19 protein-coding genes and 1 pseudogene are annotated in these 18,964 nt (G+C 71.8%); 15 read left to right on the top strand and 5 right to left on the bottom strand.

Going from position 1 to position 18,964, the window contains the following annotated elements; all coding sequences use genetic code 11:
* The first annotated feature begins 87 nt into the window (after positions 1–87).
* The 4 genes and pseudogenes from P5P86_RS06005 to P5P86_RS20140 all read left to right on the top strand — a co-directional run.
* Positions 88–906, top strand: a complete 819-nt coding sequence (locus P5P86_RS06005; protein ID WP_280610391.1) for a helix-turn-helix transcriptional regulator — start codon at positions 88–90, stop codon at positions 904–906.
* 130 nt (positions 907–1,036) lie between these two features.
* Entirely contained in the window at positions 1,037–1,246 is a 210-nt protein-coding gene (locus tag P5P86_RS06010; protein WP_280610392.1) for a hypothetical protein, read from the top strand.
* Between the two features lie 38 nt (positions 1,247–1,284).
* Positions 1,285–2,166 carry a mechanosensitive ion channel family protein gene (locus P5P86_RS06015; RefSeq protein WP_280610393.1) on the top strand — a complete coding sequence of 294 codons (882 nt, stop codon included), beginning with the start codon at positions 1,285–1,287 and terminating at the stop codon, positions 2,164–2,166.
* Positions 2,163–2,234: pseudogene (locus tag P5P86_RS20140) on the top strand (hypothetical protein); the annotation flags it as partial. The gene P5P86_RS06015 and the pseudogene P5P86_RS20140, both read left to right, overlap by 4 nt.
* 14 nt (positions 2,235–2,248) lie before the next feature.
* Here P5P86_RS20140 and P5P86_RS06020 read toward each other — a convergent pair.
* On the bottom strand, positions 2,249–2,584 hold the full coding sequence (locus P5P86_RS06020) for a hypothetical protein (RefSeq protein WP_280610394.1): 336 nt from the start codon (positions 2,582–2,584) through the stop codon (positions 2,249–2,251).
* Between the two features lie 63 nt (positions 2,585–2,647).
* On the opposite strand from P5P86_RS06020, the gene P5P86_RS06025 reads away from it, so the two are divergent.
* The 6 genes from P5P86_RS06025 (at position 2,648) to P5P86_RS06050 (ending at position 9,774) form a co-directional block, all read left to right on the top strand.
* Complete coding sequence (locus tag P5P86_RS06025; RefSeq protein ID WP_280610396.1) at positions 2,648–3,403, top strand: HNH endonuclease family protein; 756 nt, start codon at positions 2,648–2,650, stop codon at positions 3,401–3,403.
* Between the two features lie 30 nt (positions 3,404–3,433).
* Entirely contained in the window at positions 3,434–3,823 is a 390-nt protein-coding gene (locus tag P5P86_RS06030) for a hypothetical protein (protein WP_280610397.1), read from the top strand.
* Between the two features lie 146 nt (positions 3,824–3,969).
* A complete protein-coding gene (locus P5P86_RS06035) occupies positions 3,970–5,556 on the top strand; it encodes a PP2C family protein-serine/threonine phosphatase (RefSeq protein ID WP_280610398.1) in 1,587 nt (528 codons plus the stop codon).
* Between the two features lie 29 nt (positions 5,557–5,585).
* The gene (locus P5P86_RS06040; protein WP_280610399.1) at positions 5,586–6,650 is read left to right on the top strand and encodes a cobalamin B12-binding domain-containing protein; all 1,065 of its coding nucleotides are present in this window, start codon (positions 5,586–5,588) and stop codon (positions 6,648–6,650) included.
* 117 nt (positions 6,651–6,767) lie between these two features.
* Positions 6,768–7,622 (top strand): hypothetical protein, encoded by an 855-nt coding sequence (locus P5P86_RS06045; protein WP_280610400.1) that lies wholly within the window; start codon positions 6,768–6,770, stop codon positions 7,620–7,622.
* Between the two features lie 121 nt (positions 7,623–7,743).
* A complete protein-coding gene (locus tag P5P86_RS06050; protein WP_280610401.1) occupies positions 7,744–9,774 on the top strand; it encodes a thioredoxin domain-containing protein in 2,031 nt (676 codons plus the stop codon).
* Positions 9,775–9,813: 39 nt separating this feature from the next.
* Here P5P86_RS06050 and trhA read toward each other — a convergent pair whose 3' ends face one another.
* The gene (trhA, locus tag P5P86_RS06055) at positions 9,814–10,572 is read right to left on the bottom strand and encodes a PAQR family membrane homeostasis protein TrhA (protein ID WP_280610402.1); all 759 of its coding nucleotides are present in this window, start codon (positions 10,570–10,572) and stop codon (positions 9,814–9,816) included.
* A gap of 82 nt (positions 10,573–10,654) precedes the next feature.
* Here trhA and P5P86_RS06060 point away from each other — a divergent pair, with 82 nt between their 5' ends.
* The 4 genes from P5P86_RS06060 to P5P86_RS06075 all read left to right on the top strand — a co-directional run bounded on the left by P5P86_RS06060 (position 10,655) and on the right by P5P86_RS06075 (position 14,757).
* Complete coding sequence (locus P5P86_RS06060) at positions 10,655–11,431, top strand: isoprenyl transferase (RefSeq protein WP_280610403.1); 777 nt, start codon at positions 10,655–10,657, stop codon at positions 11,429–11,431.
* A gap of 300 nt (positions 11,432–11,731) precedes the next feature.
* Positions 11,732–13,078 (top strand): RNA 5'-3' helicase PhoH2, encoded by a 1,347-nt coding sequence (gene phoH2, locus P5P86_RS06065; protein WP_280610404.1) that lies wholly within the window; start codon positions 11,732–11,734, stop codon positions 13,076–13,078.
* A gap of 191 nt (positions 13,079–13,269) precedes the next feature.
* Complete coding sequence (locus tag P5P86_RS06070; protein WP_280610405.1) at positions 13,270–14,001, top strand: aggregation-promoting factor C-terminal-like domain-containing protein; 732 nt, start codon at positions 13,270–13,272, stop codon at positions 13,999–14,001.
* A gap of 90 nt (positions 14,002–14,091) precedes the next feature.
* On the top strand, positions 14,092–14,757 hold the full coding sequence (locus P5P86_RS06075) for a nucleoside/nucleotide kinase family protein (RefSeq protein ID WP_280610406.1): 666 nt from the start codon (positions 14,092–14,094) through the stop codon (positions 14,755–14,757).
* A 54-nt stretch (positions 14,758–14,811) separates the two neighbouring features.
* Here P5P86_RS06075 and P5P86_RS06080 read toward each other — a convergent pair whose 3' ends face one another.
* Positions 14,812–16,227, bottom strand: coding sequence for a class II fumarate hydratase (locus P5P86_RS06080; RefSeq protein WP_280610407.1), 1,416 nt, complete (start codon positions 16,225–16,227; stop codon positions 14,812–14,814).
* 70 nt (positions 16,228–16,297) lie between these two features.
* On the opposite strand from P5P86_RS06080, the gene P5P86_RS06085 reads away from it, so the two are divergent.
* The gene (locus tag P5P86_RS06085) at positions 16,298–16,528 is read left to right on the top strand and encodes a hypothetical protein (protein ID WP_280610408.1); all 231 of its coding nucleotides are present in this window, start codon (positions 16,298–16,300) and stop codon (positions 16,526–16,528) included.
* Between the two features lie 15 nt (positions 16,529–16,543).
* Here P5P86_RS06085 and P5P86_RS06090 read toward each other — a convergent pair whose 3' ends face one another.
* Entirely contained in the window at positions 16,544–17,212 is a 669-nt protein-coding gene (locus tag P5P86_RS06090) for a spermidine synthase (protein ID WP_280610409.1), read from the bottom strand.
* A gap of 31 nt (positions 17,213–17,243) precedes the next feature.
* Positions 17,244–18,929 carry a fumarate hydratase gene (locus P5P86_RS06095; protein WP_280610410.1) on the bottom strand — a complete coding sequence of 562 codons (1,686 nt, stop codon included), beginning with the start codon at positions 18,927–18,929 and terminating at the stop codon, positions 17,244–17,246.
* Between the last annotated feature and the right edge of the window lie 35 nt (positions 18,930–18,964).

Here is an 18,964-nt window from a genome sequence, read left to right on the forward strand (position 1 = left end):
CAGCGAGCCCCCTGCCGTGCCGTCCATGCGGGTGCCTAGCACCGGCAGGGTCAGGCAGCGGGCCGCCGCGTCGGTCATGATGGCGGGGTGGTCACTGAGCTGGGAGAGTTCCTGCGCAGCCGGAGGGCGGCGATCAGTCCTGAGCAGGCAGGGCTCGTCTCCTACGGCGCTCGGCGCGTCCCCGGCCTGCGGCGCGAGGAGCTCGCGCAGCTGGCCGGCGTGAGCCCGACGTACTACACCCGGCTGGAGCAGTCCGACCAGCACCAGGCATCGGACGCGGTGCTGGATGCGCTCGCCCGCGCACTGCGGCTCTCCGACGGCGAGCGCGAGCACCTGCACCGGCTGGCGCGGCCGGCCGGGCGCGTGTCGACCCCGCGGTGCGCCAGGCCCCGGCCGAGCGCCCTCATGGTGATGCACACCATGCCCTCACCGGCGCTGATCCTCGACCACACCAACGACGTCGTCGCCTGGAACCGGCTGGGCCACCTGCTCCTGGGCCACACCGTGCCCTACGAGCTGCCGGCGACCGAGGAGCGGCCCAACCTCGCCCGGATGCTCTTCCTCGAGCCCGGTGGCACGGCCCTGTACGCCGACCCCGACGAGGCGATGCGCACCATGATCGGCTTCCTCCGCTACTCCTCGGGGCTGTATCCCGACGATCAGCGGCTGAGCCGGCTCGTGGGCGAGCTGGCCCAGCGCAGCGACGCGTTCGCGCAGGTATGGGCCGAGCACCCGGTGGCCGACTGCGGCTTCGGCGTCAAGCGGTTCCGGCATCCTCTCGTAGGACGCCTGGAGCTGACCTACGAGGTGATGCGGCTGCCCGAGAGCAGCCTGCGGATGGTCGTCTACACCGCCGAGCCCGGGAGCGCGACGCACGACGGCCTGGAGCTGCTCGCACGCAGCTGAGCGATCGACGCGCCCGCGCGGGTGCGCCGACGCCGGTCCGACCCCGGTCTGACGCGGGCCCGATGCCGGCCCGATGCCGGCCCGGGGGAGACCTTTTCGCGACCGCGAGCAGGAGTGAGACACTGGAGCCATGCTTCCCCTGCTCCTCACCCTGGCGACCGACCCGGTCCCGACCGACAACAACGTGAAGGCCGGGTGGACGGCGTTCGCCGTCTTCCTGCTGCTGCTCGTGGCCGTCGGTGTTCTGGGCTGGAGCTTCAGCCGTCAGCTGAAGAAGGTCAAGAAGGCGAGCGACGCGGGCGTCTACGACGAGTCGGACGCCCCGCACAAGCACGTCTGAGCCCTCCACAGTCCGGGGGTGAGGGTGTGATCGAGGTGATGGCGACGCTGTCGCCGATCCGTGACTTCGGCACGTGGTCGCGTGGCAACGGTCTGGAGATCGTGCTGCTCGCGATCGGAGCCGTGCTCATCGCGCGGTTCGTGCGCTGGTTCAGCGATGCCGCCACCGCGCGTGAGGAGGCCCGCCGCGCCTCCCAGGACTCGCTGGTCCGCTCCGAGGACGACAAGCACCGTCGCGCGCTCAACCAGGTCATCACCTGGGTGCTGGTGGTGCTCGTCTACATCATCGCGGGGTTGCTCGCGGTGCAGAAGCTGGGCATCGCGCTGGCGGCGTTCATCCCGGTGGCCAGCGTGGCAGGCGTCGCGCTCGGCTTCGGTGCCCAGAAGGTGGTGGCTGACCTGCTCGCCGGCTTCTTCGTGGTGGCCGAGCGGCAGTACGGCTTCGGTGACCTGGTCCGGATCTCGGTGGTGGGCCTGGGCGTGCCGGTGCTCGGCACCGTGGAGAACGTCAGCCTGCGGACCACCACCGTGCGCACCACCACCGGCGAGGTCGTGATCACCCCCAACGGACAGATCGCGCAGGTCACCAACCTGTCGCGGGACTGGGCGCGGGCTGTCATCGACGTACCCGTCTCGGTGACGATGGACGTCAACCGCGTGCTCGCCGTGCTGCGCAAGGCCGGCGAGGCGGCGTTCGCCGACCCGGATCTGCACGCGCTGCTGCTCGACACACCCTCGGTGATGGGGGTGGAGTCGATCGAGGTCGACCAGTTCCAGGTGCGGGTGGTGGCACGCACGCTGCCGGGCAAGCAGTTCGAGGTGGGCCGGGCGCTGCGCGTGCTGATCACCCGCACGCTGCGCTCGGAGGGCATCGTCCTGCAGGCCGAGATCAGCACCGGCGAGCCGACGGGTACCGCATGAGCTTCCTCGACTTCGTGCGCTCCCACCTGCCGCGGCGTTCGACCTGGGCCCTGATCGGCGCCTTCCTGGCGGTGCTGGTGCTCTACCTGTTCGTGCGGCCCGACCAGAACACCGCCGCCCCGGTCGTGGTCGTGCCGCAGCAGACGATCACGCCCTCACCCACGCCGAAGCCGAGCTCCTCGCCGTCGCCCACGCGTACGGCGGAGCCGACGCGTCGGCCGTCCGCGTCCGCGACGTCCTCGACGCCGACCCGCACCTCCTCGCCGCGGCCGTCCTCCGCGAGCCCCGAGACGTCGGCGCCGGCGACCTCGCCGACGCCCACCCAGCCGGCGACCTCGGCGCCGCCCGCCACCTCCCCGACGCCGAGCGCGTCGGGCAGCTCCGCGGCGCTGGGGAACGCCCCCGCCTCGTCGAGCACCGACTGAGCGTTCCTGCGGCTGACGGCGACGGATTGTCGGTCGTCGCTGGCATCCTTCGCGCCATGTCCCGACCCGTCCTGCTCCTCCGGTGTCTGCTGGGCGTCGTGTTCCTGCTGCCGGTCGGGCTGGTGGCGGGCTGTGGGGTCACGGTGACGAGCACGGTGCAGCCGGCGCACCCGCCTGCCGCCGGCCCGGCGAGCGGCCCGGCGAGTGGCCCGGCGAGTGGCGCAGCCTCGGTTGACCTCGACGCCGCGCGCGCCGACCTGGCCCGGCTGGCGGTGAAGGGTCGTGCTCCGATGACCGGCTACGACCGCGACGCGTTCGGGCCGGCCTGGAGCGACGACACGGACGATCGGTGGGGTCACAACGGCTGCGACACCCGCAACGACGTGCTGCGACGCGATCTCGCCGACGTCGTGCTCAAACCCGGCACGCACGGCTGCGTGGTCCTCGCCGGCACGCTGCACGATCCGTACGGCGCCGCCACCATCGACTTCGTCCGCGGCGTCGGCACCAGCACCGCCGTCCAGATCGACCACGTCGTCGCGCTCGGCGACGCCTGGCAGACCGGTGCCCAGCGGTGGACCGCACAGCGACGGCGGTCGTTCGCCAACGATCCCGGCGAGCTGCTGGCCGTCAGCGGCCCGATCAACGAGTCCAAGGGCGACGGCGACGCTGCCACGTGGCTGCCGCCGTACAAGGGGTTCCGGTGCGCCTACGTGGCTCGGCAGGTAGCGGTGAAGCGGGCCTACGGGCTGTGGGTGACGCCGGCCGAGCACGATGCGATCGCGCGCGTCCTCGCGGGGTGCGGCGCGTGAGTCGCCGCGTGGGGCGGGTACCGGTGTCCGATGAAGTCGGTGATCACCATTCCGGCCGCCATCGTGGCGGTCCTGGTCCTCGGTGGCCTGAGCGCCGAAGACCCGGGCGGCCTGCGTGGCCGGCAGCTGAGGCGACAGCGCGATCTCGCCAGCGGCAGCGTCGAGTTCCTGCGCTATCAGGTCCCGGTCGGGCAGGACCCGGCCGCGGTGACGGCCGCCCTGATGAACGAGGGGTTCGAGGTGGTGCGCGATGACGCCGCCACCCACACCCAGGACCTCATGATCCTGTGCCCGGCGGGCGCCGACCGGGAGCGGGCCCGCGTCCGCGCCGTGATCGCACACGACGCCCCGATCGACATGGAGGGGCATCCCATGACCGAGCGCGACATTATTTTCGCCGACGAGCGGGCGGCCGAATAATTCCATACCCCGCCGGGTATCGCTTCCTGGCTGCCCATGCCTCACGCTGACTTTCTGGAGCACCATGGCCGTCGTAGGGTGAAGAGAAAGTGGTGTCGACCGCCGCATCTCTCATCCCGTTCTGCGGGGGTTAAGGAAGCTTCTGCATGGTGTCTGAGCCGATCCGGTCCGCCGGCCTGGCCTCCCTCGATCACGGGTGGGAGAACGCTCCGCACCCGTCGGTGATCCTCGCCGACGGTGGGTCCGTCCAGGCCGCGAACCGTGCTGCCCGCGACCTGCTGCCGCGGCTCGCCTCCGGCGGCGAGCTCGCCGACGGCGTCGCGGGGTGGCTCGCCGCGCTCGACCGGGACTGGCGTGCGGGCCGGTACGTCGAGGGCTCCGGCGGCTCGATCGGGGCCCGGCGCTTCCTCGCCCGGCCGGTGCTCACCGACGAGGGCGCGCGGATGTGGTGGCTGGAGGAGACCACGGCGCTGCACGCGGCCCAGGAGGAGCTGCGCCGGGAGCGGGAGAGGACGGAGTTCCTGCGCACCGCCTCCGACGCACTGCTGAGCTCCCTCAACGCGAACCGCACCATGGAGGTCGCCGCAGAGCTCGCGGCCAACCGTCTGGCCGACGCCGCCTGGGTGATCGCACCGGCGGTCCGCGGCCGTCACGAGGCGGTGCTCTGCGTGCGGGGCCAGCAGCCGCGGATGATGAACCTCGACATCCGGCCCGACGACGTCCCCGGCCTGGCCGAGGCCCTGCAGGGCTTCCCGCCGGTGCCGTCGCGGTGGATCGACCCCGGAGCCGTGGAGCCCTGGCTGGTCCCCGCCGGCTTCGGGGCCGCAGGGCCCGTCGTGGTGACATCGCTGCCCGGACACGGCGTACCTGCTGGTGCGCTGGTGCTGCTGCGCAGCGCCGAGGAGCCTGCCTTCAGCGAGGAGGAGGAGGGCGTCGCCCGGCTGTTCGCCTCGCGGGTGGGCGCGGCGCTCTCGGCCGCCCGGCTCTTCGAGGAGCAGAGCGCCATCACCGACGTGCTGACCTCCGAGCTGCTGCCGCCGGTGTTGCGCCGGCTCGACGGCATCGACTTCGCCGGCGTCTACCGGCCCGCCCAGGAGACCGCCCGTCTCGGCGGCGACTTCTACGACGTGCACCCGATCGCCGGCGGCGCGCTGGCGCTGCTCGGCGACGTCTGCGGACAGGGGCTGGAGGCGGCGGTCCTCACCGGCCGGATCCGCAACACCCTGCAGGCACTGCTCCCGATGGTGGACGACCACGTCGAGATGCTGAAGATGCTCAACTCGGTGCTGCTCACCTCGCGGCAGACCCGGTTCGCCAGCCTCGTGCTCGCCACCGCGACCCAGGTGGGCGAGCGGGTGCACCTGAGCCTGACCAGGGCCGGCCACCTGCCGCCGCTGATCGTGCGGACCGACGGCAGCGTCGAGGAGGTGTTCGGGTCCGGGCCGCTGGTGGGCATCCTGCCCGACGCGTCGTTCGAGACGCTGACGGTGGAGCTGGCTCCCGGCGAGACCTGCCTGCTCTACACCGACGGGATCGTCGAGGCCCGCGGCGGTCCGATGGGCGGCGAGATGTTCGGCGAGGCACGGCTGCGGCGCGTGCTGTCCCAGTGCCAGGGGATGCCGGCCGAGGCGGTCGTCGAGCACGTGCTGATGCTCGCGACGCAGTGGCTGGAGCTGCCCGAGCACGACGACATGGCGGTGCTCGCCATCACCGCGCCGCGGGCCCGCGGCTGAGCCCGCGCACCGACGGGAGGAGGGCAGCTGTGGCCGAGACGATCGAGGAGCGCACCGACGCGCGCGCCCAGCCGGTGGAGACCTACGCCGAGAGCCTGTGGCAGGCCGTCATCGAGGCGGACGAGCACGAGGCGACAGACGTGGTGATGGCCGCGCTGGACGCGGGCGTCGACCCCGAGGCGATCCTGCTCGACATCGTGGGTGCGACCCAGCGGCGGGTCGGGATGGAGTGGGCAGCGAACCGGATCAGCGTCGCGCAGGAGCACGCCGCCACCGCCATCAACGAGCGGGTGATCGTGCACCTGTCCGGCCGGTTGCCCCGGCAACAGCCGACCCGGGCCCGCGTCGCCGTCGCATGCGTGGACGGCGAGTGGCACGCGCTGCCGGCCCGACTGCTGGCCGAGGTGCTGACCCTGCGCGGGTTCCGGGTGGACTACCTGGGCGCGCAGGTCCCGACCCCGCATCTGATCACCCACCTGCACCGGACCAGCCCGGACGTGGTGGCGCTGTCCGGGTCGATCCCGACCCGGCTGCCGGTCGCGCATGCGACGATCACCGCCTGCCAGAGCGCCGGCGTACCCGTCATCGTCGGCGGCTCTGCCTTCGGCGTCGGTGGCCGATGGGCCACCCTGCTGGGCGCCGATGCGTGGGCTCCGGACGCGGCCGCGGCGGTGGAGCGGCTCAGCCGGCCGCTGCCCCGCCCGCAGGCCCCGCACCAGCCGATCGACGACCTCCCGCACCTGGCCGACCAGGAGTACACCATGGTCGCGCGCAGCGCCCCGCGGCTCGTCCGCGCGGTGATGACCGGGCTGGAGGAGCGGCTGCCGATGATGCGCGACTACTCCGACCTCCAGCGCCAGCACACCGCCGAGGACGTCGCCCAGATCGTCGACTTCCTCGCCGCCGCGCTCTACGTCGGCGACGCGGCGCTGTTCTGCGACTTCCTCGCCTGGACGGCCGAGGTCCTCGAGGCCCGCGCCGTCCCCGCCCGCTCGCTGGTGCCGGCCGTGGAGTTGCTGCGCGACGAGCTGCGGGACTTCGAGCGTGCTGTCGCGATGCTGGACCAGGCTTGGGGACTGTTGCAGCCTCGGTGAGGTGTCGTCGCCGGCGCCGTCCGGGGACCACCGTCGTGATCTTGCTGTCCGGGTGTGTCCTCTCCGACTGACCGAAGACGTCCCGCACGGAGCCGTCCGCGTGCGAGGCTGTGCCCCATGCGCGACGTACGCCGACGCCTCGGGCCGCTGGGCTGGACCGGCGTCTGCCTGACCGCGGTCGCCGTGCTGGTGGTGGTCTTCGCCGTCGTGGCGGCCCACCGCACGACCGACGGACCGTCCGTGCGCCTCTCGGACGGCGCGCACCACCTCTCGCTGCCCGCCCACAGGACCTACGGCATCTACGTCGACGACGCGGACAACAGCGGGTACAGCGAGACGTGCAGCGCCACCGACGACCGTGGCGGCTCGATCCGGATGCGCGACAGCTCCTGGTCGATCTCCTCCTCGGACACCGAGATGCTGGACCTCGTCTACGACACCGGCTCGGGCGATCTCGTCCTCACCTGCTCGGTCCCGGGCGAGATCGTCACCACGCGCCCCGTCCCCGCGAACGCGCTGGTGCTGCTCGGCGTGGCCGGCGTCGCGGTGGGGATCGCCGGCATCGTGCTCGTCATCGTCGGGCTGAGCCGTCGGCGGCGCGACGTACCTGCTCCGACGCCGGGGCAGGTGCGTCGGAGCCGTGGCGGGAGCCCGCCACGAAGCTGGTTCGCACTCGGTTTCCTCCTTGCCGGCATCGTCCTCGCCTTCTCGGCTCCGTCACGCTTCACCATGCCGCTCCTGGTGGTCACCGCCTTGCTGAGCCAGCACATCCGCGACGGCGAACCGCGCGACCGCGCGGCTCGGGCGGGCGGCGCGGTGTTCTACAGCTGCGTCGCCGTGGGCGTGGTGCTGCACGTCGTCCTCTACCCGGACCGGCACCCCGCTGTGGTGATGTGGTCGGTGATCATCGTCGGGGGAGTGGTGAGCGTGCCCGTCGCCCGACGATTCAGTACGGTCGACGCCGTGCCGTGAGGCCCGGCTCCGTGGTCAATCGCTCAGGAAGGTGGTCCGCAGGCCTCGTGGTGCGGCCCGGTCCGACCGTTTGTCGCGGAGGAGCGGGAACGCCTGTTGGCGCGCGTGACAGGCTGGACCGGTGCCCAACCGACTCGCGTCAGCGACCTCGCCGTACCTGCTCCAGCACGCCGACAACCCCGTCGAGTGGTGGGAGTGGGAGCCGGCGGCGTTCGAGGAGGCGAGGCGGCGGGATGTGCCCGTGCTGTTGAGCGTCGGGTACGCCGCCTGTCACTGGTGCCACGTGATGGCGCACGAGTCGTTCGAGGATGCCGCGACGGCGGCGTACATGAACGAGCACTTCGTGAGCATCAAGGTCGATCGCGAGGAGCGGCCGGACGTGGACGCGGTCTACATGGCCGCCACCACCGCGATGACGGGGCAGGGTGGGTGGCCGATGACGTGCGTGCTCGACCACGAGGGAAACCCGTTCTTCGCCGGCACCTACTTCCCCGACCAGCCGCGGCACGGGCAGCCGGCCTTCACCCAGGTCCTCCAGGCGCTCAGCGAGGCGTGGCGCGAGCGGCGGGACGAGGTGGCGGGGGTCGCCGAGAACATCAGGGCGCATCTCGCCTCGGGCGGCTCGGCGTTCGAGGGTACGGCGGAGGTCGACCTGGCCGCTGCGATCGAGACGCTGGCGGGTCAGTTCGATCCGATGGCCGGCGGGTTCGGCGGGGCGCCGAAGTTCCCGCCGTCGATGGTGCTGGAGTTCCTTCGGCTCGCCTCGACAGGGCTCGCCTCGACAGGACTGGCCTCGACAGGTTCGGCCGACGGCGCGGACCGGGCGCGGCACATGCTGCACCGCACCGCGACGGCGATGGCCGGCGGCGGCATGTACGACCAGCTCGGCGGCGGCTTCGCGCGCTACAGCGTCGACCGCGGCTGGGTGGTCCCGCACTTCGAGAAGATGCTCTACGACAACGCCCAGCTCGTCGGGCTCTACGCCCGGCTCGGCACAGCGCTCGGCGATCGGGTCGCGCGCGAGAGCGCCGACTGGATGATCCGCGAGCTCGGGCTGGGCACACCGGGAACCGCCGACGGCGGGTTCGCCTCCGCGCTGGACGCCGACTCCGACGACGGCAGCGGCCGGCACGTCGAGGGCGCGTTCTACGCCTGGACACCCGGGCAGCTGACCGAGGCGCTCGGCGTCGAGCGCGGCGCCTGGGCGGCGCAGGTCTTCGACGTGACCGAGCAGGGCACCTTCGAGCACGGTACGTCGACGCTGCAACTGCGCCACCAGCCGCCCGCCGAGGAGCAGCGGCGCCTCGCCGAGGTCAGGGCGCGGCTGTTCGACGTACGCGAGCAGCGCCCGCGCCCCGCGCGCGACGACAAGGTGGTGGCGGCGTGGAACGGACTGGCCATCAGCGGCCTGTGCGACGCCGGGCTGCTGCTGGACGAGCAGCGGTACGTCGACGCCGCGGCCGCGGCCGGCGAGCTGCTGCTGCGGGTGCACCGGGATGCCGACGGACGGTTGCTGCGGGTCAGCCGCGATGGCGTCGCCGGCCGGCACGCCGGGGTGCTGGAGGACTACGGCTGCGTGGCGATGGGCTTCCTCAGCCTCGTCCAGGCGACGGCGGATCCGCGCTGGCTGGCCGCCGCCACCGAGCTGCTCGACGACGCACTGGCACGGTTCCGCGCCGACGACGGCGGCTTCTTCGACACCGCCGCCGACGCCGAGACCCTCGTCACCCGGCCACGCGACGCGGGCGACAACGCGTCGCCCTCAGGCATCAGCGCGATGATCCACGCCCTGGTCACGGCCCACGCCCTGACCGGCGAGGGCCGCTACCGGCAGGCAGCCGAGGAAGCGCTCGCCACCGTGGCCCCGTTGATCGCGCAGGCGCCGCGGTTCGCGGGCTGGTCGCTGGTCGCGGCGACCGTGATGGCCCACGGCCCCGACGAGATAGCGGTCGTCGGCCCGGCGGGGCCGGAGCGCGATGCGCTGGCGGCCAAGGCACGCCGCCGGCCCGGGGCGGTCGTCGTCGTCGCCGAGGGACCGGTCGCGGGCATTCCGCTGCTCGAGGGCCGTACGGCGGTCGGGGGCGAGCCCGCGGCGTACGTCTGCCGGGGGTTCGTCTGCGAGCGGCCGGTCGTCGATCCGGCGCTGTTGTGAGTGTGAGCGAGGCGCGGGCGCCGCGCTGACACTCGCGACTCAGCGCAGCGAGTACGTCGCCAGCGAGACGCCGGTGTAGTGCGCCGCGAAGGCCAGGATCGTGAACGCGTGGAACACCTCGTGGAACCCGAACACGCGGGGCCAGGGGTTGGGCCGCTTGAAGCCGTAGACCACACCGCCGAAGGTGTAGAGCGCGCCGCCCACGCAGATCAGTGTGAAGACGGCGATGCCGATGCCGATGCCGAGCGAGCGAGCCCCGTCGAAGAGCGCGGGGATGAAGAAGATCGCCGCCCAGCCGAGGGCGAGGTAGATCGGGACGTAGAGCCAGCGCGGCGCGCTGTTCCAGAAGATGCGGAAGAACACGCCGCCGACCGCACCGGTCCAGACCAGCGTGAGCAGCACCCAGCGCGAGGTCCCGTGCAGCAGCAGCAGCGCGAACGGCGTGTAGGAGCCCGCGATCATCACCATGATGTTGGCGTGGTCCCAGCGCTTGAGCAGGTTGTGCATCCGCGGCGACCAGTGGCCGTTGCCGCGGTGGTAGACCGCCGAGACGGTGAACAGCAGCAGCGCGGCGCCGGTGTAGATCGAGGCGCCGAGCGCGGCTCGGCCGTTGGGGGAGAGCGAGATCAGCACGATGCCGGCGGCCAGCACCAGCGGGGCCGTGCCCAGGTGGAGCCAGCCGCGCAGCCGCGGCTTGATCTCGGCGACCTTCTCGGAGATGGACTCTGCGACCTTCTCGGTGATCGAGCCGGCGGCAGGCCTGAGGCCACTGCGTGCGCTGTCGGTCGTCTCGCTCATGCGGAGACGGTACCCGTCGCGGCCAACATCGTCACAGACTTCACTCGGCCCGGTCAGGCTCCGACATGGTTAACCTAAGAACGTGGCTGACTGGAAGGACGGAGTACGGCGGGTCCTCTACCCGGCGTACGAGGCACGCCTCCAGGCCAGGCTCGACTCCGCCCGGCTGCCGCAGCACATCGGCGTCATGCTCGACGGCAACCGACGCTGGGCCAAGGCCGTCGGCCGCGACACGGCGCACGGGCACCGTGCCGGGGCGGCGAACATCGAGCCGCTGCTGACCTGGTGCGACGAGGTCGGCACCGAGGTGGTCACGCTGTGGCTGCTCTCCACCGACAACCTCAACCGCCCGGCGGCCGAGCTCGAGCCGCTGCTGCAGATCATCACCGAGGCGGTCGACTCCCTCGCCGACCAGCGCCGCTGGCGGCTGCACCCCGTCGGCGCGCTGGACCTGCTGCCGACCGAGGTCGCCGAGCGGCTCAAGGCCGCCGAGGAGGCGACCCGCGACGTGGACGGCATGCTGGTCAACGTCGCGGTGGGCTACGGCGGCCGCCGTGAGATCGCCGACGCCGTCCGGAGCCTGCTGCACGAGGTGGTCGCCCAGGAGATCGCCGTGGACGCGCTCACCCCCGAGCACATCGCCGAGGAGATCGAGGGCCGGCTCTACACCGCCGGCCAGCCCGACCCCGACCTGGTGATCCGCACGAGCGGCGAGCAGCGGCTCGGCGGCTTCCTGCTGTGGCAGAGCGCCAAGAGCGAGTTCTACTTCTGCGAGGCCTACTGGCCCGACTTCCGCCGGGTCGACTTCCTGCGCGCGCTGCGCGCCTACGCCCAGCGCGAGCGCCGCCTCGGCCGCTGACGGCGCCCGACGCCGCCCGACGGCCTCGGTCCCGCGAGCGCCGCAACCTAACGTTCACATTCCAGGTTCGGCGTGTTGCCACATTCGATGGGGTACCGGTCTTACCTTCGAATCACCGGCGGGTGGGGAAGCCCGCCGTACCAGGAGGCCCGTTCGTGAGCGTTCACGACTGCATCACCCGGCACGGCTCGTGCCGCGGTGGGGGAGGTCGGCACTCCGGCCTTCGGGCGGCCCGGTCCATGTGCGAGAACTAGGACCGAGGCGAGGAGTGCGCGCCTGGGTCCGTGAGGGGTGAACGCCGTGCCCACCCAGGCATCCACGACCAAGGCAACCCGCAAGCCCGCGAGTCCTCAGGTCCGCACCTTCGTCCTCGACACCAGCGTCCTGCTCTCCGATCCGGGAGCGCTGAAGCGGTTCGCCGAGCACGAGGTGGTCCTCCCCGTCGTCGTCATCACGGAGTTGGAGGGCAAGCGCCACCACCCCGAGCTCGGCTACTTCGCCCGTACGGCGCTGCGCCAGCTCGACGAGCTGCGCATCACGCACGGGCGCCTCGACGAGGCGGTTCCGATCGGTGAGGAGGGCGGCACGATCCGGGTCGAGCTCAACCACACCGACCCCTCGACGCTGCCGTCGGGCTTCCGGCTCGGCGACAACGACACCCGCATCCTCGCCGTCGCGTGCAATCTCAGCGCCGAGGGCTACGACGTCACCGTGGTCTCCAAGGACCTGCCGATGCGGATCAAGGCCTCGGCCGTCGGTCTGACCGCCGAGGAGTACCGCGGCGAGGCGATCTCCGACTCCGACCCGGGCTACTCGGGCATGGCCGAGCTCGAGGTGGCCTCGGTCGACCTCGACGAGCTGTACGACGACGGTGTGGTCGACCTCGACGTCGCCCGGGAGCTGCCCTGTCACACCGGGCTGGTGCTGCTCTCGGATCGCGGGACGGCGCTCGGTCGGGTCGGATCCGACAAGCAGGTCCACCTCGTCCGCGGCGACCGTGAGGCGTTCGGCCTGCACGGCCGCTCGGCCGAGCAGCGGATCGCCCTGGAGATGCTGCTCGATCCCGAGGTCGGCATCGTCTCGCTCGGCGGCCGCGCCGGCACCGGCAAGTCGGCCCTGGCGCTGTGCGCGGGTCTGGAGGCGGTGATGGAGCGTCGCCAGCACAAGAAGGTGGTCATCTTCCGGCCGCTGTTCGCCGTCGGCGGCCAGGAGCTGGGCTACCTGCCCGGGACCGAGGCCGAGAAGATGGGGCCGTGGGGCCAGGCGGTCTTCGACACGCTCGGCGCCGTCACCTCCCAGGACGTCATCGACGAGATCCTCGACCGGGGCATGCTGGAGGTGCTTCCGCTGACCCACATCCGCGGCCGCTCGCTGCACGACTCCTACGTGATCGTCGACGAGGCGCAGTCGCTGGAGCGCAACGTGCTGTTGACGGTGCTCTCCCGGATCGGGGCGAACTCCAAGGTCGTGCTCACTCACGACGTCGCCCAGCGCGACAACCTGCGGGTGGGCCGGCACGACGGGGTGGTGGCGGTGGTGGAGAAGCTCAAGGGCCACCCGCTGTTCGCGCACGTCACGCTGACCCGCTCGGAGCGCTCGCCGATCGCTGCACTCGTCACCGAGATGCTCGAGAACGTCGTGCTCTGAATCACCGGCGCCCAGCCGCGCGCAGGCGGGGCTGACGGGACCCCTGATGCTGCTGTGACCACAGTGGCGTCAGGGGTCCCGATTTTTCGGGGCATTCGGGTGGTTCGGTTTGCAACCACTTGATGGGTCATGCATGGTGGGTCGAGTCATTTTGCCGACGCCCCTGGCCCCGATACCCAGAGACGAGCGCCTTGTCGAAGCACGCCGCGTACACCCCGAAGCACCGGGGAGCCCCCGAGCGACCGCTCGTCGAGGCTCCCAAGAAGGCCCTGAAGAAGACCCTGGTCCTCTCCGCGATCGCCGTTGCCGGCACCGGCACGACCGTCGGCGGCGGGCTGGCACTCTCCGCCGGGCCGACCCTGGCCACGGCCGCTGACGTCGCCTCCCCGCTCGCGCACAGCGGGTCCTCGGCCTCGACGCCGGCGACGCCTGCCGCCACCAGCGCCGCCGGCTCGACGGCCGGCTCCGGCTCGTCCGGCTCCACGGCCTCGACCACCCGGCGCACCGCCGTGGTCTCCCGCTCCGACCGCCGCGACGCCGTCGACCCGGCCAAGGAGGCGGCGCTCGCCACCTCCGCCGGCACCGCCGCCCGCGCCGTCGTCCAGACCGAGGACATGACCACCGGCGACCCGAAGACCCTCGCCAGCGCGATGCTGGGCAACTTCGGCTGGAGCGGCGACCAGTTCGGCTGCCTGGAGAGCCTGTGGAACCGCGAGTCGGGATGGAACGTCCACGCCGCCAACCCGACCTCCAGCGCCTACGGCATCCCGCAGGCCCTCCCCGGCTCGAAGATGGCCTCGGCCGGCCCCGACTGGCCGAACAATGCCGAGACTCAGATCAAGTGGGGCCTGGGCTACATCCAGGACCGCTACGGCAGCCCGTGCGGCGCCTGGGGACACTCGCAGTCCTACGGCTGGTACTGACCCGCCGAGACGTCACCTTCTGCGGGCCGAGTCGTCACCTTCTGCGGGTCGAGACGTCACATCCTCCCCGCGCCCGGGCATGCTGGCCCGGTGACGCCCCGCACCCGAGTCCTCGGTGAGCTGGCCGACCGGCTGGTCGGCCTCGATCCCGGTCACCCGCTCAGGGTCGGCATCGACGGCCCGTGCGGGGTCGGCAAGAGCCGGTTCGCTGCCGAGCTCGTGCGCAGCATCACCGCCCGCGGTGCCGACGGCGTACACCTGGACTCCGACGGCTTCCACCACCCGCGCGCGGTGCGCCACCGGCAGGGTCGCGACTCGGCCCGCGGCTACTACGAGGACGCCTACGACTTCGACGCGCTCGCCGAGCGGGTGCTGAGGCCGCTCGGGCCCGGCGGGTCGGGCCGCTACGCGACGGCCGTGCACGACCTGCCGAGCGACGCGACCGTCACCGACGCGTACGCCGAGGCGGGCCCGCGGACGATCGTGGTCTTCGACTGCACGTTCCTCCAGCGCGGCGCGCTCCGCCAGCTGTGGGACGAGGTGATCTACCTCGACGCCCGCCGGGCCACGGCGCACACGCGGGCCGTCGACAGGGATGCCGACCTGCTCGGCGGCCGCGAGGCCGCCACCGCGGCCCACGACGGCCGCTACCTGGCCGCCTTCGACCTGTACCTGGCCGAGGAGCGGCCCCGGCAGCGCGCGAGCATCGTGGTCGGCCACGAGGACCCGGCAGCGCCGTACGTCGTCAAGGACTGACCACTCGACCGGCACAAAGCGACCTCTCGGCCCGCGAAAGGTGACGGGTCGGCACTAGGGGTGGGTCATCGACTCCACGTCGAGCGCCGCATCGAGCTGCTCCACGGTCAGCTCACCGCGATCGACGTACCCCAGTCCGAGCACCGTCTCCCGGATCGTCGCCCCGTCGGCGAGCGCCTGCTTGGCGATCTTGGCGGCCGCCTCGTAGCCGATGTACCGGTTGAGCGGCGTCACGATCGAGGGTGAGGACTCGGCGTAGGCGCGCAGCCGCTCCGCGTTGGCGCTGACCCCGTCGACCGTCCGCTGCGCGAGCACCGTCATCGAGGCCGACAGCAGCCGGATCGACTCCAGCAGGTTGCGTGCCATCACCGGCATCGCGACGTTGAGCTCGAAGGCGCCCGACGCGCCAGCGGCTGTCACGGCGGCGTCGTTGCCGATCACCTGGAAGGCCACCATCAGGGTCGCCTCGGGCAGCACCGGGTTGACCTTGCCGGGCATGATCGAGGAGCCGGGCTGGAGGTCGGGCAGGTGGATCTCGGCCAGGCCCGTGGTCGGGCCCGACGACATCCAGCGCAGGTCGTTGTTGATCTTGATCAGCCCCACGGCCAGCGTCTTGAGCACGCCCGACAGCTCGACCAGCGAGTCCCGGGTGCCCTGGGCCTCGAAGTGGTTGCGGGCCTCGGTGAAGTCCTGACCCGTACGCCGCGACAGCTCGGCGATCACCGCCTGCGGGAAGCCGGCCGGGGTGTTGATGCCGGTGCCGACGGCCGTCCCGCCGAGCGGCAGCTCGCGAACGCGGGGGAGCACCGCGTCGAGGCGCTCGGCGGCGTACCGGATGGTGGCGGCGTAGCCGCCGAACTCCTGCCCCAGCGTGACCGGGGTGGCGTCCATGAGGTGGGTGCGTCCGGCCTTCACCAGACCGGCGAACTCCTCGGCCTTGCGCTCCAGCGAGCCGGCGAGCACGTCGAGCGCCGGCAGCAGCTGCTCGGTCACCGCGACGGCCGCGGCGACGTGGATGGCGGTGGGGAAGGTGTCGTTGGAGGACTGGGAGGCGTTGACGTGGTCGTTGGGGTGCACGCTGACGCCGCCGGCCCGCTCGACCAGGGTCGCGATCACCTCGTTGGCGTTCATGTTCGAGGAGGTGCCCGAGCCGGTCTGGAAGACGTCGATCGGGAACGCGTCGTCGTGGCCACCGGCGACCACCTCGTCGGCGGCGGCGACGATCGCGTGCGCCTGCTCGTCGGTGATCACGCCGAGCTCGGCGTTGACGGCGGCCGCCGCGGCCTTGACGTGCGCGATCGCGTGGATCAGGGCCGGCTCGATCGGCGTGCCGGAGATCGGGAAGTTCTCCACCGCCCGCTGGGTCTGCGCGCGCCACAGGGCGTCGCGCGGTACGCGTACCTCGCCCATGCTGTCGTGCTCGATGCGGAACTCTTGCTCACTCACCTCGGGGACCGTCACGTCAGGCATAGCATCGAACGTACCCGGCTTATGCCCGTCCCGAACGGTGTGGGCGCGGGCTGGCTGGGCACCGGACCGCATGAGTGAGCAGCAGTCCGAAGGACAGGTCTCCGAGGTCGGGCGCCTCGACGAGGACGAGAAGGACACCCCGATCAGCCCGGAGGACTCCACCGCCGGCTACCCCGACAGCGAGTCGGGCAACCCGGACACCCGCGGCAGCGGCCCCGACGGCGTACCGCCGGAGAACCGACGCGACCAGGAGCTCAAGCCGAAGGGGTCGCGCCCGGGTGAGGGGATCGAGGACGAGTAGCGCGCGCAGGAGGCCTCAGACGCCGGCCACGTGGCCTGCGTAGAGCCAGTAGGTCTCCGCGCGGCCCTGGAGGTCGACGTCGTAGGGAACGGCCTCGGTCCGCCAGCGCCCGAAGACGTCGGCCATCGTCGCCTCGAGCTCGGCCGACTCCGCAGCGCTCCAGACCACCACCATCCCACCGGGCCGGGTCGCTCGCCGGGCCTCCTCCAGCGCCGGCGCGCGATAGAGGCCCGCGTTGGTGTCGTGCACCAGGTAGCCGGGACCGTTGTCGACGTCCAACAGCACCAGGTCGTACGCCGACGGCGCCGCTTCGGCGAGGGCGAGCGCCACGTCGGCCACCGTCACGGTGACCCGCGGGTCCGCCAGCAGCGCCGGACCGTGCGGCACCGTGCCGTCGCGGAGCCAGTCCACCAGCGCCGGCTCGATCTCGACGACCGTCACCTCGCTCACCCGCGGATCGGCGAGCGTCGCCGCCAGGGTGAAGCCGAGGCCGAGGCCCCCGATCAGGACGCTACCGGCGTTGCCGTGCAGGCCGAGGGCCCGGGTGGCCAGCTCGCGCTCGGTCGAGGTCTCGAGGGTGTCCATCACGAACACCCCGTTGGCCCGCAGCTCCAGCGATCCGTCGTCGCGGCGCCGCAGGACCAGCTCGCCGCGCTCGGACGTGCTGCGGGCTACCTCGTCCATGGTGCTCCTCGCGGCGCACGCCCGACCGTGGTCAGCGCTCGCGCGAGCGCACCCGGAGGCCGCTCAGCGGCACCGTCGTGGTCCCCGCCGGGTCGGTGAAGAAGTCGTTGCCCTTGTCGTCGACCACGATGAAGGCCGGGAAGTCCTCGACCTCGATCTTCCAGATCGCCTCCATCCCGAGCTCCTCGTACTCCAGCACCGAGACGGACTTGATGCAGTCCTGGGCGAGCCGGGCGGCCGGGCCGCCGATGGAGCCGAGGTAGAAGCCGCCGTGCGCGTGGCACGCGTCGGTCACCTGCTTGGACCGGTTGCCCTTGGCCAGCATCACCATCGAGCCGCCGGCCGCCTGGAACTGCTCGACGTAGGAGTCCATCCGGCCTGCGGTGGTCGGGCCGAAGGAGCCCGACGCCATCCCTTCGGGCGTCTTGGCCGGGCCGGCGTAGTAGACCGGGTGGTCCTTCAGGTACGCCGGCATCTCCTCGCCGGCGTCGAGCCGCTCCTTGATCTTGGCGTGCGCGATGTCGCGCGCCACGACCAGCGGCCCGGTCAGCGAGAGCCGGGTCTTGACCGGCAGCTGCGACAGGGTCGACAAAATCGAGGACATCGGCTGGTTGAGGTCGATCGTGACCACCTCGCCGGCGGAGATGTCCTCGGCGACGCCGGTCGAGGGCATGTACTGCGCGGGGTCGGTCTCCAGCTGCTCCAGGAACACCCCCTCGGCGGTGATCTTGCCCAGTGCCTGCCGGTCCGCCGAGCAGGAGACGGCGATCGCGACCGGGCAGGACGCGCCGTGGCGGGGGAGCCGGATCACGCGCACGTCGTGGCAGAAGTACTTGCCGCCGAACTGCGCGCCGATGCCGAAGGACTGGGTGAGCTTGAAGACCTCCTCCTCCAGCTCGACGTCGCGGAAGCCGTGGCCCGACACGTCGCCGGAGGTGGGCATGTTGTCGAGGTAGTGGGCGCTGGCGTACTTCGCGGTCTTGAGCGCGAACTCCGCCGAGGTTCCGCCGATCACGACAGCGAGGTGGTACGGCGGGCAGGCGGCCGTGCCCAGCGACTTGAGCTTCTCGTCGAGGAACTCCAGGATCCGCTTCGGGTTCAGGATCGCCTTCGTCTCCTGGTAGAGGAAGGACTTGTTCGCCGAGCCGCCGCCCTTGGCCATGAAGAGGAACTTGTACTCGGGCTTGCCGTGGTTCTCGGTGGCGTAGAGCTCGATCTGCGCGGGCAGGTTGTTGCCGGTCGGCCGCTCGTCGTACATCGTGATCGGCGCGAGCTGGGAGTAGCGCAGGTTGAGCTTGGTGTAGGCGTCGTAGACGCCGCGGGAGATGACCTCGGCGTCGTCGACACCGGTCAGCACTCCCTCGGCCTTCTTGCCCATCACGATCGCGGTACCGGTGTCCTGGCACATCGGCAGCACGCCGCCGGCGGAGATGTTGACGTTCTTCAGCAGGTCCAGCGCGACGAAGCGGTCGTTCCCGGATGCCTCCGGGTCGTCGATGATCCTGCGGAGCTGGCGCAGGTGTGCCGGGCGCAGGTAGTGCTGGATGTCGTGGATGGCCTCGTAGGTGAGCCGCCGGATCGCCTCGGGGTCCACTCTCAGGAACGTCTGGCCGTCGACGTCGACCGTGCTGACCCCCTCGGTCGTGATCAGCCGGTAAGGAGTCGTGTCCTCGCCGGTCGGGAGCAGGTCGCTGTACAGGAAGGGAGCCTCGGCCACGGCTCAGAACGATAACCCTCACCCCTGTCACAGAT

It is taken from the genome of Nocardioides sp. BP30 (assembly GCF_029873215.1).
GTDB lineage: Bacteria > Actinomycetota > Actinomycetes > Propionibacteriales > Nocardioidaceae > Nocardioides.